This window comes from Candidatus Desulfovibrio trichonymphae, from assembly GCF_002355955.1.
In the GTDB taxonomy this organism is placed as follows: domain Bacteria; phylum Desulfobacterota; class Desulfovibrionia; order Desulfovibrionales; family Desulfovibrionaceae; genus Desulfovibrio; species Desulfovibrio trichonymphae.
Map to the genome: position 1 here is coordinate 1,004,461 of NZ_AP017368.1, position 14,102 is coordinate 1,018,562.

At 56.2% G+C, this 14,102-nt stretch carries 13 protein-coding genes; 4 read left to right on the forward strand and 9 right to left on the reverse strand.

Going from position 1 to position 14,102, the window contains the following annotated elements; all coding sequences use genetic code 11:
- Window positions 1-55: 55 nt before the first annotated feature.
- Window positions 56-382 carry a zeta toxin family protein gene (locus RSDT_RS04810; protein ID WP_408606723.1) on the forward strand — a complete coding sequence of 109 codons (327 nt, stop codon included), beginning with the start codon at window positions 56-58 and terminating at the stop codon, window positions 380-382.
- Between the two features lie 274 nt (window positions 383-656).
- Here RSDT_RS04810 and RSDT_RS04815 read toward each other — a convergent pair whose 3' ends face one another.
- Genes RSDT_RS04815 through RSDT_RS04830 form a run of 4 tightly spaced genes read right to left on the reverse strand, consistent with a single transcriptional unit; the run spans window position 657 to window position 4,463 of the window.
- The gene (locus RSDT_RS04815) at window positions 657-1,985 is read right to left on the reverse strand and encodes a bifunctional folylpolyglutamate synthase/dihydrofolate synthase (protein WP_231941804.1); all 1,329 of its coding nucleotides are present in this window, start codon (window positions 1,983-1,985) and stop codon (window positions 657-659) included.
- Between the two features lie 11 nt (window positions 1,986-1,996).
- Entirely contained in the window at window positions 1,997-2,491 is a 495-nt protein-coding gene (tsaE, locus tag RSDT_RS04820; RefSeq protein WP_096399772.1) for a tRNA (adenosine(37)-N6)-threonylcarbamoyltransferase complex ATPase subunit type 1 TsaE, read from the reverse strand.
- A complete protein-coding gene (locus RSDT_RS04825) occupies window positions 2,479-4,092 on the reverse strand; it encodes an NAD(P)H-hydrate dehydratase (protein WP_096399773.1) in 1,614 nt (537 codons plus the stop codon). The genes tsaE and RSDT_RS04825 overlap by 13 nt, the downstream gene beginning before the upstream one ends.
- A complete protein-coding gene (locus RSDT_RS04830) occupies window positions 4,092-4,463 on the reverse strand; it encodes a holo-[acyl-carrier-protein] synthase (protein WP_096399774.1) in 372 nt (123 codons plus the stop codon). Before RSDT_RS04830 ends, RSDT_RS04825 begins: the two co-directional genes overlap by 1 nt.
- Window positions 4,464-4,985: 522 nt before the next feature.
- Between RSDT_RS04830 and RSDT_RS07895 the strand changes: the two genes are divergently transcribed.
- From RSDT_RS07895 to RSDT_RS04845, 3 genes are all read left to right on the forward strand, one after another.
- On the forward strand, window positions 4,986-5,540 hold the full coding sequence (locus RSDT_RS07895) for a helix-turn-helix domain-containing protein (RefSeq protein ID WP_096399775.1): 555 nt from the start codon (window positions 4,986-4,988) through the stop codon (window positions 5,538-5,540).
- A 133-nt stretch (window positions 5,541-5,673) separates the two neighbouring features.
- Entirely contained in the window at window positions 5,674-6,621 is a 948-nt protein-coding gene (locus RSDT_RS04840; RefSeq protein ID WP_096399776.1) for a hydrogenase small subunit, read from the forward strand.
- A gap of 15 nt (window positions 6,622-6,636) precedes the next feature.
- Window positions 6,637-8,322 (forward strand): nickel-dependent hydrogenase large subunit, encoded by a 1,686-nt coding sequence (locus tag RSDT_RS04845; protein WP_096399777.1) that lies wholly within the window; start codon window positions 6,637-6,639, stop codon window positions 8,320-8,322.
- Window positions 8,323-8,594: 272 nt separating this feature from the next.
- On the opposite strand, the gene RSDT_RS04850 is transcribed toward RSDT_RS04845, so the two are convergent.
- From RSDT_RS04850 to RSDT_RS04870, 5 genes are all read right to left on the reverse strand, one after another.
- Entirely contained in the window at window positions 8,595-9,098 is a 504-nt protein-coding gene (locus RSDT_RS04850; RefSeq protein ID WP_096399778.1) for a rubrerythrin family protein, read from the reverse strand.
- 108 nt (window positions 9,099-9,206) lie between these two features.
- Window positions 9,207-11,042, reverse strand: a complete 1,836-nt coding sequence (locus RSDT_RS04855) for an ATP-binding cassette domain-containing protein (RefSeq protein WP_172414416.1) — start codon at window positions 11,040-11,042, stop codon at window positions 9,207-9,209.
- Between the two features lie 235 nt (window positions 11,043-11,277).
- Complete coding sequence (locus RSDT_RS04860; protein WP_096399780.1) at window positions 11,278-12,459, reverse strand: glycosyltransferase family 2 protein; 1,182 nt, start codon at window positions 12,457-12,459, stop codon at window positions 11,278-11,280.
- A gap of 40 nt (window positions 12,460-12,499) precedes the next feature.
- Complete coding sequence (locus tag RSDT_RS04865; protein WP_096399781.1) at window positions 12,500-12,886, reverse strand: hypothetical protein; 387 nt, start codon at window positions 12,884-12,886, stop codon at window positions 12,500-12,502.
- A 28-nt stretch (window positions 12,887-12,914) separates the two neighbouring features.
- Window positions 12,915-14,021, reverse strand: coding sequence for a glycosyltransferase (locus RSDT_RS04870; RefSeq protein ID WP_096400546.1), 1,107 nt, complete (start codon window positions 14,019-14,021; stop codon window positions 12,915-12,917).
- Between the last annotated feature and the right edge of the window lie 81 nt (window positions 14,022-14,102).

The window sequence follows — 14,102 nt, forward strand, 5'->3', positions numbered from 1 at the left end:
CGGGGGCAAGTCTGATTTTATAATTAACATATTTTTATTATTTAAAATTGACAAGCTGGTTGAGCAAGGCGAAAACTTTGGCCGGGAAACTACTTTGGCCGGGCGCTCCTATGCCAAAAAAATCAGTGCTTGGCGGGAAGCCGGTTATAGTGTGAATTTGATTTTCCTAACTTTGCCTGATGTGGAAACCGTCATTGCCCGTGTTGCCGCCAGAGTGGCGCAAGGCGGTCACGCGATTGCCGAGGATGTTATCCGCAGAAGATTTGATGCAGGCCTTGAAAATCTTGATGCGCTGTATAAACATATTGTTGGTAGCTGGATTCTTTTTGATAATGCGGACACACAACCTGTTTATGTACAATCTGGAGAAAATAATGGATAAGCGGCCAAAAGCGATAGCGCCGAGTCCTGAATTGCGGGAATTTATAGAAATAGCCACCAATGCACTATCAGGATGCGCGTAAATTTGCGGAAATGACAGGTACGCCTCTGGTCGTCAGAAACAATTACGCAGAACAGGCAGAATGTGTGCTGTTATATACCACATTAACCATCTAAAATACTATAATCACCGTCCGCAATTCAGCGGCGGAATACTTGACATATCTTATCACCACAGACGAAAGCGGCGTAAAAGTATAGCACGAAAACCTGGCTCATACGCTGTTCTCCGGCAACAGTGCCGGCACCGCCAGTGCGGGATAGAGTGTAAAAAATTCGGCCAACAAGTATAAGGAGCCTGTGAGCAATACGGGACACTCTGCACTGACTCCCCGCACAGCTTCAGCGGCGTGCAGCGCTGCGGCAAGATTATGCACAGCCAGGGTTGTCGACGACAGCAGCGTGTTGCAGACTTGGGCCACATGTTGCGCCGACGCGGCGCGCGGGTTTTGCAAAGTCGGCACAAAAAACGGGATGTTGCCGAGACAGCGCTTCAGCATCAGCGCTGACGTCCGCCAGTCCTTGTCGGCAAGGCAGGAAAACACGGCACAGGCCGGGTGAATGTCTGCCTGATGCAGGGCATTCAGCAGCGCACGCATGCCGTGTGGGTTGTGCGCTCCGTCCAGAAGCAAATCCGGGTATTCCCGCGTGCCGGTGACGCGTTGTAACCGACCGGGAAGAAAAGCGCTTTTGAGTCCGACTGCCTGACTCGCCGTGTTGTCCGCCTCCCGCTTGAGCATTGGGGCCAAATGACGCCACGCGGCAAGAGCCAGACCGGCGTTGACCAGCTGATGCGGCCCGGCCATGTCCGGTTTCAGCGGCGACGTCTCAGACAATGCTTCGGCCGCATACAACGGGGCGTTGCGCGCGCGCGCCGCCTCTGAAATGCAGCGCGCCGCATCGGGAAATTGCTGGGCGCTTACAACAGGTGCTGCGCTGCGCACGGCTGCAGCCTTGTCTCCGGCGATCTGACGCAAGGACGCCCCGAGCAGCTCCCGATGATCCACAGCAATCGGCGTGAAACAGAGCAAATCCGCATCCACGCCTGTCGTTGCGTCATAACGGCCTCCGATGCCCGCCTCCAGAATGGCGGCTTCAACGCCATCCTCAATAAACAACAACAAGGCCAGCACCGTCAGCCATTCAAAATACGTCAGGCCCGCGGCGGCCTGCATGAGCTTGTTGGCGGCCGAAACCCATCTGTCTTCAGGCACGGGGCAGCCGTCCACACGGATACGCTCCGTCGGAGAAACAAAATGCGGCGAAGTGTACAAACCGGTACGGCAACCGTGCGCAGTACAGAGCGATGCCAAAAAGGAGGCAGTGGACCCTTTGCCGTTGGTGCCGAGAACCTGCACTGTCACAAAGGGAGGCCGGGTTATCTTGAAGGCAGCCAGCGCGCGCCGCACGCGCCCAAGGCTCAAGTCAACATGAAACAGACCAAGACCGGCCAGATATTCCTGAACTTCCTGAAAACTATTGAATACGGCCTTCATGCAACCGTGCTGTCTGAATGTTTCCTGCCCGTCGGCAGCGGAGCGCATATACATGCCCCTTACCTGAAGGCGTCGTTATGAGATTGGGCATCTTCACACAGATTGTGCAACAGCTTTTCCGCGTTGTGGCCGTGGGCGGCCAGCATCATCAGTCGTTCATGTTCGTCTGTCTTAAACGATATGTCCAGAAATTCGTCCGGCAGATCGGCAGTGGGCAGATGTTCCGCCCATTCCAGAATGGTCAGAACGGCCTTATCATCCAGCCCTTCAATAATTTCTTCGGGCAGTGAGCTCCTGCAGCGGAACAGGTCGCCGTGCAGAACAGGGGGCGTTGTCGGATAGTGGTGGCAGATGGTAAAGGAAGGGCTGGCCACTTCCGCCCGCTCGCACCCCGGCAGAGAGCGCACCAGTGCCGCTGTAAAAGTTGTCTTTCCGCTGCCGAGCGGCCCGCGCAACAGCAGGGATCTCACAGCGGCATGCCGCTGCAGACAGCGTGCAAGTCTCCGTGCTGCCTTTTCCGTGTCTTCAATGGTATGCAGGATTATTCCGGCCACGGCAGTATTTCCTCGTCCGGCGCGGATTGAGCGGCTTTGGCCCGCGCAATGGGAATCGCGTCGGCCACTTCGCCCGCTATGTTACCGCGCGCGGGAAAGGCGTTCGCGCACACGCGTCCTGCAAGAGCGTGCAGAACAACGCCCAATGCTGCCGCTGCAAGGCTTGCCGGCGCATGTGTGCCGGCACAGGCAAGCAGAGCGCCCAAACAGCCGGCCAGAACGTCTCCTGCACCAGCAGTCGCCAACTGCGGAACATCGTAAGGGCTTATCAGCACGGGCATGCCTTTCTGGCCCACCAGCGTGCCCGCGCCTTTGAGAACGACGGCACAGGGACACAAGTCGCAGAGGCTGCTCAGCGCCGCCTGTCTGTCAGACTGCACATCGGCCGTGTCTGCATGCAGCAGGGCGGCGGCCTCGCCCGGGTGCGGCGTCAGGATGTCACGCTCGTTGATTGTTCGTAACGTATCCGGCCGCTCGGCCAGCAGCCTCAGTGCGTCTGCGTCAAATACAGCGGGCGGGCGCTTCGGCAACGACAGCAGTGCTGTTAAAAACACGGCCGCATCCCCGGTGCGTCCCATGCCGGGGCCGACAACCAGCGCGTCTGATCGGGCAAGCAGTTCCAGCAGACTGACGGGAAGAGTTGTCGGCCATGTTTTGCCGCCCGCCTCTCCAAGGGGCAGCGTCATGACTTCCCGCAGGCTGTTCCTGATTGCGGAGGCGGAGATGGCCGGTGCTGCTGCTGTGACAAGCCCGGCGCCCGCGCGCAATGCGGCCAGCGCGGCCAGGTGCGCCGCGCCGCTGTATGTGGGGATACCCCCGATCACCAAAACATGACCAAATCTGTTTTTATACGCGTCGTGCAGGATATTCGGCAGACAGGCAAGGCAGCGGCCGTCCAGCAGGCGGGCGCTGCACGGAGCTTTTGAACGCACAAACGCGGGTATGCCAACAGGACGAATATGCAGCCGGCCTGTCCAGTGTTTGGCCCAAGGCAAAACCAGCCCCGGTTTTGCCGCGGCAAAACTGACAGTGGCGTCGGCGCGCACGGCAACCGGCGATGGTCTGCCTGTAACGCCATGAAGCCCTGAAGGGATGTCCAGCGAAAGCACAAAGCGGGATGGGGCGAGCGTGTTTATGAGGTCAACGAGTTCCCGGAGCGGCGAGCGCAGTTCGCCGGCAAAGCCGGTGCCGAGCAGACCGTCTACCAGAATGGCCGGCGCGTTGTCCTGAATGCGGCGGCTCAAGGGGGCAAAGACGACGCCCGCGGCTTTTGCCATGCGTATGTGTTTGGCCGCCCCGCCCCTGTACATGCCGAGGGCTTTTATATGCGACACAAGCACACGGCATCCGGCATCCAGAAGACACCGGGCCAGGCAGGCAGCATCGCCGCCGTTACCGCCGCCGCCCATAAAAAGCCAGACGCGCTCATCGGCGATATTCGGGAGCGCGCGCCGCAATACATCAAAGGCGGCCCGGCCGGCGTTTTCCATGAGCATGACTTCAGGAAAGCCGAGGGAAATCGTCTGTGCGTCCCATTCCCGCATTTCATGAGGCAGCGGCAAGGGGGAAAGAGCGTTGATAACAGCGGTGTTTGACAGCATTATGCCTCCAGCACAACAACGGCCGCAGCCACAGAACGTTCGTGGCTGATGGAAAGATGCCCGCGCGCAACGCCAAGGCTTTGCGCGCGCAACGCAGCTTGCTGCAGAAAATGGAGTTGAGGGTCTCCGTTTTCGTTGCGCAGGGTTTCAATATCCTGCGGGCCTATGCCGCGGCTGAAACCGGTGCCGAGGGCTTTGACAGCGGCTTCTTTTGCCGCGAAGCGTCCGGCGATATGGGACAGGGCATTGTCGGGCAGGACCGAGAGTTCGCGGGGCGTGAAAATTTTTTCCAGAAAACGCCTCCCGAAACGGCTATAAATTGCTTCAAGTCGCGCAATATCAACAATATCAATGCCAAGTCCAATGATCACGGCCTGCCCCGGCGTTCAACGCTTGCCTGTCGGCGTGATGTCGGTTATGCTAGTTATGTTCCACTATATATTTTGACTGCTTCCGTGTGTGACGTCAAGGGTGCGCGTGTTCGGAGACATGGCAATCGAATAAATGAAAACCGAAGGGAAAGGCAGGTATCCCTATGTCGCGGCTTCGTCGCTGCTCGAAATGACATATCACTTTATCCCCCCCAAAATACTGTCCTTGCGGAGAACAGAGCTGAGCGAAATGACGTCGCAATCCGTGTCTTTCAATAATTTTAATTTTTAGACCCCAGTGTCTAATTGCTAAAATTTCAACTATTATGATATTCATGCTTGAAAAAGTTTTCCGGTTGATTCCTTGTGATGCGGACACTCTGGTACGCCTTGAAGAACTTGCGACGCGTCGGCCAACACCATCCGGCACGGTTCAGAGAACTCGGATAGTCCTGGCCTGCATGGCGGGAGAGACAGTACAAAGCATCGTAAAGCGTCCCATACCAGTGCAGCTACACAGTAATGCGCTGGAAAGGACGATTTATTGAGTCAGGCTTACACGGCCTTATGGACAAGCCGCGAACGGGACGTCCAACGCATTTGAATTCGGCCTTCAAAAAGGCTGTCCTGGAAAAGTTTGAACAAGAACCGCCGGAAGGATCCGGGCAGTGGGACGGAGCGCTTTTGGCGCAAGAATTGGGACTGGCAAAGCACAGTGTATGGAAGCTGTTGCGCATGGAACGAATCCGCCTTGCCCGCAAGCTGCTGAAGAAACTGGTTCAAGGACGTGAAGGGCACGTACACAGACGTAACGGGACAATAAGCCTCCTTACAGCTTTGGAAGCAGCGAGTGGGCATATAAGCAGGAAAGTAACATCCCCACGCGCCGACAGGCGCAAGACGGCTCAACATGGTGGAAATACGGTTCGATATTTTGTCCCGGAAGTCTTTGCGCAGAAAGGGCTTCAGGGGCACGGAAGAACTTGCTACAACGAAACCGCAAAGTCTTTTGTATGGCAAAAGCGTGAGGTCAAGGATAGTCAGCTTGAAAATAATGCCAGAAATTTTAATAATTAGATACTAGTTATGTTTAATGTTTATAGCAGTTTTCCATTTGAAGCATTTCCGTCGAAATATTGCCAGTCAAAAACCCTGTGGCGGGATTTTGTGCCGGCTTTTCACTCACCATCACCATTGCCAGGAGGCTATTATGCGTATTGCTGTGGGGCTGGGCAAAACAAGCGGGGAAGAGCGTTTGGAACACCAAGGCATAAGCCGCCGCGATTTTATGAAATTCTGCACCGCGATAGCGGTAACCATGGGTATGGGGCCTGCCTTTGCTTCAGAAGTAGCCGCGGTGTTGACAGGACGCAGACCGTCTGTGGTGTACCTGCACGCGGCAGAATGCACAGGTTGTTCCGAAGCGCTGCTGCTCACCTGTAAACCCTTGATTGACGCTTTGATTCTGGACACCATTTCTCTGGATTACCACGAAACCATTATGGCCGCCGCCGGTGAAGCGGCTGAAGAAGCCCTGAATCAAGCTGTGGACAACCCCGATGGTTTCATCTGTGTTGTCGAGGGCGCCATCCCCACAGCTCTGGACGGCAAATACGGCTATGTTGCCGGGCACACGATGCATGATATGTGCAAACGCATTCTTCCCAAGGCCAAGGCCGTGATAAGCATGGGCACCTGCGCCTGTTTCGGCGGCGTTCAGGCGGCCAGACCAAATCCCACCGCGGCCAAGGGAATCAACGACTGTTTTGCCGATCTTGGCATCAAGGCAATCAACATTGCCGGCTGTCCGCCCAATCCGCTCAATCTCGTAGGCGCGATTGTGGCATACCTCAAGGGCGACAAGATCGATCTAGATGAAAACGGTCGTCCCGTCATATTCTTCGGCGAGAGCATCCATGACCTCTGTGAACGCCGCAAGCACTTTGACGACAATGAATTCGCGCCTTCCTTCAATTCCGAAGAAGCCCGAAAAGGCTGGTGTCTTTATAATGTCGGCTGCAAGGGCCCACAGACCTATAATAATTGTCCCAAGGTTCTCTTTAACGACACCAACTGGCCGGTTCGAGCGGGGCATCCCTGCATTGGCTGCAGCGAGCCTGGATTCTGGGACGACATGACGCCATTTTATCAGAACTAGGGGGAATTTGGAATTATGAGCCAATCTATTAAAACGGCACAGAGCAACTATACAGGTTCGGTGGTAGTGGATCCGCTGACCCGTATTGAAGGCCATTTGCGTGTGGAAGTAGAAGTGGAAAACGGCAAAATCAAAGAAGCCAGGAGCTGCGGCACGCTGTTCCGCGGCCTTGAAATCATTCTGAAAGGGCGTGACCCGCGCGATGCCCAGCATTTTACACAGCGCACCTGTGGTGTCTGTACATATATTCACGGGCTGGCTTCTACCCGCGCGCTGGAAGACGCCATCAACAAGCCCATTCCGGCTAACGCCACCTTCATCCGCAATCTGGTGTTGGGCATGCAGTTTCTGCACGACCATGTGGTGCATTTCTATCATCTGCACGCGCTTGACTTTGTAGACGTCACCGCCGCTCTCCAGGCCGACCCGGCCAAGGCGGCAAAAATCGCCGCCTCCATATCAAAACGCAAGGTAACGGCGGACGACTACAAAGCCGTGCAGGCAAAACTCAAGGCATTCGTTGACAGCGGCCAGCTCGGCCCCTTTACGAACGCCTATTTCCTGGGCGGGCATCCGGCATATCAGCTTGATCCCGAAGTCAATCTCATTGCCACGGCCGACTATCTGAAAGCGCTGCACGTGCAGGTGGAAGCCGCACGCGGCATGGCGGTATTCGGCGCCAAAAACCCGCACACACAGTTTACCGTGGGCGGCGGCGTCACATGTTATGAAGCGCTCACACTCGCACGAATCAATGAATTCCGCGAGATTTACAAAAAGACAAAAGACTTCATTGAACAATATTATATTCCGGATTTACTCGCTGTAGCTGAAGGATATAAAAACTGGGCATCTTTCGGCGGCACACAACACTTCATGGCTTTTGGCGAATTTCCCGCTGCAGGCGGCGAGCGCGACCTGAACAGCCGCTGGCTCAAGCCCGGCGTTATTTACAACCGCATGATCACCGACGCACAAAAATTTGACCCGACAAAAATCGCTGAACACGTCCGCCACAGCTGGTACAAGGGCGATAAAGCCATGTCACCTTATCAGGACGAAACCAGGCCAGCCTTCACCCAATTGGGCGACAAAGATCGTTATTCCTGGCTGAAAGCGCCCCGCTATGACAACCGCGCTGTTGAAACAGGCCCTCTGGCGCAAATGCTGGTTGCCTATGCGCAAAACCACAAGACAGTGAAACCGTTGGTGGATCATGTGCTCAAAAGTCTGAGCGTGGGGCACGGGGCCCTCTTCTCGACGCTGGGACGCACGGTCGCCCGCGGTATTGAAACCCTCGCCATTGCCCAGCGGGTTGAGACATGGCTCAACGAATACGAGGCTAATATCGGCAAGGGCGACAAAAAGATTGCGGCAGATTACGAAACGCCCAAAAACGCCAAGGGCGTCGGCTTTTTGAATGCGCCCCGCGGTGGACTCTCACACTGGCTGCGCACTGACGAAAACGGCAAAATTGCCAATTTTCAACTTGTGGTGCCCACTACCTGGAATCTAGGGCCGCGCGACGGCAAAAATGTGCCCGGCGCGGCCGAAGAAGCCCTTGTCGGCACGCCAGTGGCTGATCCCAAACGACCTGTGGAAATTCTGCGCACCATCCATTCCTTTGACCCGTGCATCGCTTGCGCCGTACATGTAATAGACGGGCAAACAAACGAGGTGCACAAATTCAAGGTGCTGTAAATTTACATCATCCCGAAAAATCTTTATCAAGGGCGGGGACTGTTCCGCCCTTCTCTGCTGTGCGCCCTGCAGGCACACGAACTTAAAGGTGGGACACAGGGGGTCTCTTTCGCTGTTGCTCTCCAATGAAGAACTGGACAAACGGCTGCGGCAGAAATTGCGCAGCATCATCTGGCGGCAATGGATAGACAGGAGGCGGGGTTACCCCGCCTCCTGTCCTAATCATCCGATTGAGCCGCCTTGCGGCGGCTCTTGCAGGCAGCATTGTGTGTTTATTTACAGCAGGATTCTACTTTGAAAAAAGCCGCCGCTTTCGCGCCGCACACGGGACAGGAGTCACATTGACCCTCGTGTGTGTAGCCGCAGAATTTGCAGACATAATAATCTGTTTTTGCCAGGCCGGAGGGGTTGGCAATGGCTTTTTTGTACAGAGTGGCGTGCACTTCTTCCACTTTCTTGACGTAATCAAAGTATCTGGCTACGGCATCGTTGCCTTCGGCCTTGGCATCTTTGATCATATCCGGATACATTTTTGTGAATTCGCACGATTCGCCTTCCAGCGCGGCCTTCAGATTGGCGACGGTGTCGCCGATATGACCGGCGTTTTTCAAATGGGCGTGCGCATGAATGGTTTCAGCGGCCGCAACGGCGCGGAAGAGCTTGGCTACCTGGGGCAGACCTTCTTTGTCAGCCGTATTGGCAAAAGCGAGGTATTTGCGGTTGGCCTGGGATTCGCCAGCAAAAGCCGTCATCAGGTTATCCTGTGTTTTGCCCATTGTCTGCTCCTTGTTTGTAAAATAATTTATAAATATTTTCTTGTTAACAAGAACAATTACTATTTATAAAAAATCTTGTCCTGTGTAAAGGCTTTTGGGCCGATTTTTTCAAAAAATTTTTGTTTCTTCTTTCGCTGTCAGAAACTGCATATATTTCGGCAGAATAACAGATGGAGGTCCGCTGCCTACGAGCTTGCCCTTGTCTATCCACAAGAGCATGCTGCACCGTTCGACTGTGGAGAGTCGGTGCGCTATCACAACTGTAGTGATGGATTCTGGAAGGGAGAAAATGGTGTTCATGATGCTGGTCTCCACCCCTGTGTCCAGCGAGCTCGTAGCCTCGTCCAGTATCAGCAGGGACGGGTTGGTGTACAGAGCGCGCGCGATGGAAAGCCGTTGCGCCTGTCCTCCAGAAATCCCCGATCCTTTTTCTCCCACGCGCATGGTTATACCGCGCGTTTGTACAATATCCAGAGCGACCATGCGGCAGACTTTTTTCACTTTTTCTTCGTCGCAGGGCTTGCCCCATTGGCTGAAAGCCACGTTTTCCGCCAGCGTGCCCGGCATGATGTAGGACGTTTGAGGCACATAGCCCACGCACATGGTGTACGCCGCGAGTGCCGGAGGATCGAGCGTGCGCCCGTCTGCCAGAATGGCCCCGGCCGTGGGCTGCACGAGCCCGCTTATCATGCCGGCAATGGAGCTTTTTCCAGCGCCGGACTGGCCTATAATGCCGACACGCGCGCCGCAGGGAATGTAAAAGTTGAGGTTGTGCAGACTGTCTTCTTGCGCGCCGGGGTAGCGAAAGCTCGCATCTACAAAGGCAATGCCCTCATGCAGCGTAAAGTTCAGGTCCGGCGCGGGCAGTTCAGGAGCGGGGTTTGCAATCGCGTTCTCCACGCGGGCAAGGCAGTCCATAGCCGCATGGCGCATCCCCCGCGCGGAAACGAACGCGGAGAGCGAGCGGTTGAGCATGGGCAGCACACGCCATGAGATCAGCATGATCATGGTCAACACGCCGGTAATACGCGCCATGGAAGCGTCCTGCAGGGTGTACATGGCCCACAGCGTCACCGGAATCACCAGAAAGCCGACCGTCTCCAACGTCCATGTGGGAATGGGCGGCGACGCGATTAAAAAGGTTCTGTCGGGTATGCCGTCCCGGCAGGCATTGCGGAATGCTTCAAAAAAAACCTGCTGCTGGCGGTAGATAAGAGCTTCGCGTATGCCGTGCATGGCGTTCATAGTGGCTGCGTTTTCCCGGCGGCCGCATTCGGCCGCGCTCTCGTCCGCCCTATCCATGGAGCATTTGAGGCTTTTGTAGATCAGTACAGACGCCAGTACCACGGAGAGGATGATCAGCAATATCATCTGCGGCGTCGCGGAAGCCAGCGTCACCAGCATGGCGATGGAGATCACCGCATAGCTGTAAATTGTCATGAGGTTGATGACAAAATTCCCAAGATTGGTTCGCCAGGACAAGGCCTGGAACATCCGTAGGCTGTCTCCTGCCAGATGGACTATATACGGGCTGTAGAGATAGTGCCGGAAAACAGTTTCGCCGGCGAACAGGGCTATTTCTTCGCCCAGCCGTGCCGTGGTCAGCCCCACAAAGGCCGACATGCCGTTTTTTATGGCAATAAGCACCACAACGATGGAGGAAATCAGCAGGGCAAAGCCGCGCGGTTCCGCACAGAGTTCGTCCATTGGTGGAACGACGCGGAAAAACGCGGCGACGGGCGCCAGATCGCGCAGTTTTTCCGGAGCGGCAATGCTGACTGTCAGCAGGGAAATGGACAGGATGGCGGATACTTCCAGACAGGCAAGAACGATAATATGGCAAAAAACGCGTAAGGTGGCGTGCCGCAACGGCCGCGGCAACACCTTGAACACCTGCAAAAAGTCGGCGAGAAATTTTTCAAAAAAATGTCGGAGTATCGGCATGCGCACTTCTTCAATAGCGGCTTGGGGATACACATGGTCAGGCTGTTCTAGATAACAGAAAGTCGAAGAAGAAACAATCCCGCGCGAGAATAAATCACGTCCTTCCTCGTCTATCCAGAAAGTCATATCAGGGTGGCTATAGTGTCGCCGTTCAGTGTGCCGTTGTGGGCAAGAGCAAAGCGGTTTTTCCCATTACTGTCGCGGGCCTGCCGACAGGATTTCACACAGGCGTGCCCTATTGCCGGCCGTGCCGCATGGCGAGCACCGTGCCGCCGCGGCCGACAGTGTAGTCAATGCCGTGCCACACAATACCCTTTGCCGTCAGGCCAGCCGCATACACATACGCGAACATGCAGACCGCGTAAACAAAAGCCCAGAGCCAGGGCAGGAACGGTACAGGCGTAAGCAAAAAGCCCCGCCAGACATAAAGAATGCCCGTGAGCGCCGCCAGATGCAGCAAGGCCGCCGGCATGGCCGCTCCCGGCATGAGATGCAGTAAAGCGGCAAACAAGGCCGCAACGGCGCAGCAAAGCGGCAAAAGCATGCACAGAGCCATCAGGCCGAGTGAAAGCCACTGCTCCGGAACGCAAAATTTGAGAAAAAGCACTTGCCGGTTCATCCAAGCCCGCCAGACCGGCAGTGGGTACGCAATGGCGTCTGTCGCCAGCAGTGCGCAAGGGCACAAACGCACGCGCGCGCCGCAGGCCGGCAAAACCCCGGCCAGCGAGCAGTCGTCCACCACATTACGCGCCCAGAGCTCAGCAACAGAACAGCGCGTAAAAGCGGCACGGCTCATGGCCATGGCGCCGCCCCAAGGCTGGGTGAAGGGCGCAAGAGCCTGCAAAAGACGCAGCAACAGCACGCAGAGCGCATAGGCCAGAGTGACGGGCCGCGCGTCGCGCGGCCGCACAAAATGATAGCCCGTGCAAAATTCAGCCTCTCCGCGCGCAATTGGCCCCACAAGAGAGCGGAGAAAATCCGGACGGGCCAAATGCGTACTGTCGCAAAAAACAAGCACGTCCGCCTTCCCTCCCAAGGCCGCCACGCCGCTCAGACTATTGTAATTCTTCTGACCGCAGCCTTGCGCTTGCCCGGACACAACATGACGCGCAGCAGGAAAACTTTTTTGCAGATCGTGTATCAGCGCTGCTGCTGGTTCCTCCTCTGTCGCGGTCACGAGCACGGGCAACAGACAGGGGTAGTCCTGCCCAAGCAGGCTTTTCAAAGCGTCGGCCATGCGCGGATGCGCGCCCGCGACGGGAATGACAAGACCGACGCCCGGCCACCTGTCTTCCGGAACAGCCGAGTCGGCCGCGCGGTCCACCGCCTCTTGCACAGCCAGCCCGCGCCCTGCGCGGGCAAGAAGCAGAAGAAAAACAACCTGCGCAACAGCCGGCAACAGCCATAACAGAATCATACCCCCTCCCAATGACATGGGCCTGTTTGCGCGCGTGCCGTTATTCCGGCACAGGCGCACAGTCTTCCGGCACGAGCGCGACATTCTGTTCACGCCTGCCTTCCAGTTCTATTTTGGTACCATTTTTCAGTGTGATGATTCCTTCTGCCTTGTCCGGCGCGACAAGACGCCCCTTGAAGCTGTGTCCGGACGAGTGCGCGGCTTCAATATCATTGTCATGCACCGTGCCGACAATATGGTACACGTCCATCTTGCCGCTGCTCAAACGCAACAGCACAACGCCCCGCACGGCGCCTTGTGTGGAAAAACACAGACCAACTCTGTACGTGGAGGTAAAAAGCGCGCCCGTCCAGAGTTCCGTCACTTCATACGCCGCATCCGCCGCCGGCGCAGCGCCCGGCGCGAAGCAAAAAAATGTCGTGATCATGAACCGGGCCGCAATTAAACTCGTCCGACTAACCTTGTCCATACGCTTCCCACAACCGGACAAAAATCCGCTGATGCGCCTCAACCATGGCTGTAAAGGAAAAATTCCGCACCACAAGTTCTCTGCCCGCACGGCCCATCACGTCACACAGCGACGGGTCGGCGAGCAGACGCACACAATTGCGAGCCAACGACGCCGCGTCGCCGGCAGGCGAGAGCAGACCGTTCACATTCTCCTGAACCAGCGCGGGGATGCCGCCCACCGCCGTCGCGCAGACAGACAGGCCGCATGACATTGCCTCCAGAATCACGTTGGGCTGACCTTCCCGCACAGAAGAGAGTGCAAACACGCGGGCCGCCGCATAATGCCCGCGCATATCCGCACTGCCAGGGAAAAAATCAACCCGTGCGCCTGCCGCATGGCGTTCAGCCCAAGCGCGGAGCGTTGCGGCTTCCCCGCCGTCCCCCACAATGCGCAGACGCGCCTTGGGCTGTGTCTGCAAAAGCTGCGCAAAAGCCCGCAACAATGTCAGATGATCTTTGTCGCGCACCAGACGCGCCACACACAAAATTACAGGCTCACGCCCGGAAGGAGGAACAGCGCCCGGAACAAAATGGTCAACGTCCACTCCGTTCGCGACACAGCTGACATGCCGCACAGGAACGCCAATGCCTTGAAGTTTTTGATATACTGCTGCTGAATTACAAATTAAATGATGCGTCAGCCGCCAGAGCAGCCGCTCGTACTGGCGCGCCGGACTGCCGCCTCCCCGACATGTGCCGACAACAACCGGCACACGCAAAAGGCGCCCCCAGATCCTTCCCCATATATTGGGCAGGGCTGTACAGGGAACCAGAATATCCGGCTTGCGCTCTTGCAACGCCCTGCAAAGACGCAGAAAAAACAACGGTGCGGGCTTCCGGCTCCTGCCGAGATGATGCACGACAATGTCGACCTCACGGGCAGCCTCGTCCATATCTGTCGGGCCGGTGAGCGTCAGCATTGCCGGGGTGAAATTCTTCCTGTCCAGCCGGCAGGCCAGTTCCAGGGTCTGGCGTTGCGTGCCCCCGTAGCAAAGGTCTTCCATAAAAAAAAGAATGTTCAGCTTTGTTGACGCATCTGTATTTTTAACCATACCCAAGCCGCCGCCGGCAATCGCAACTATATGATTTTTATAATGATTATAAATTGTTATTATACTGCATGACGGATCATG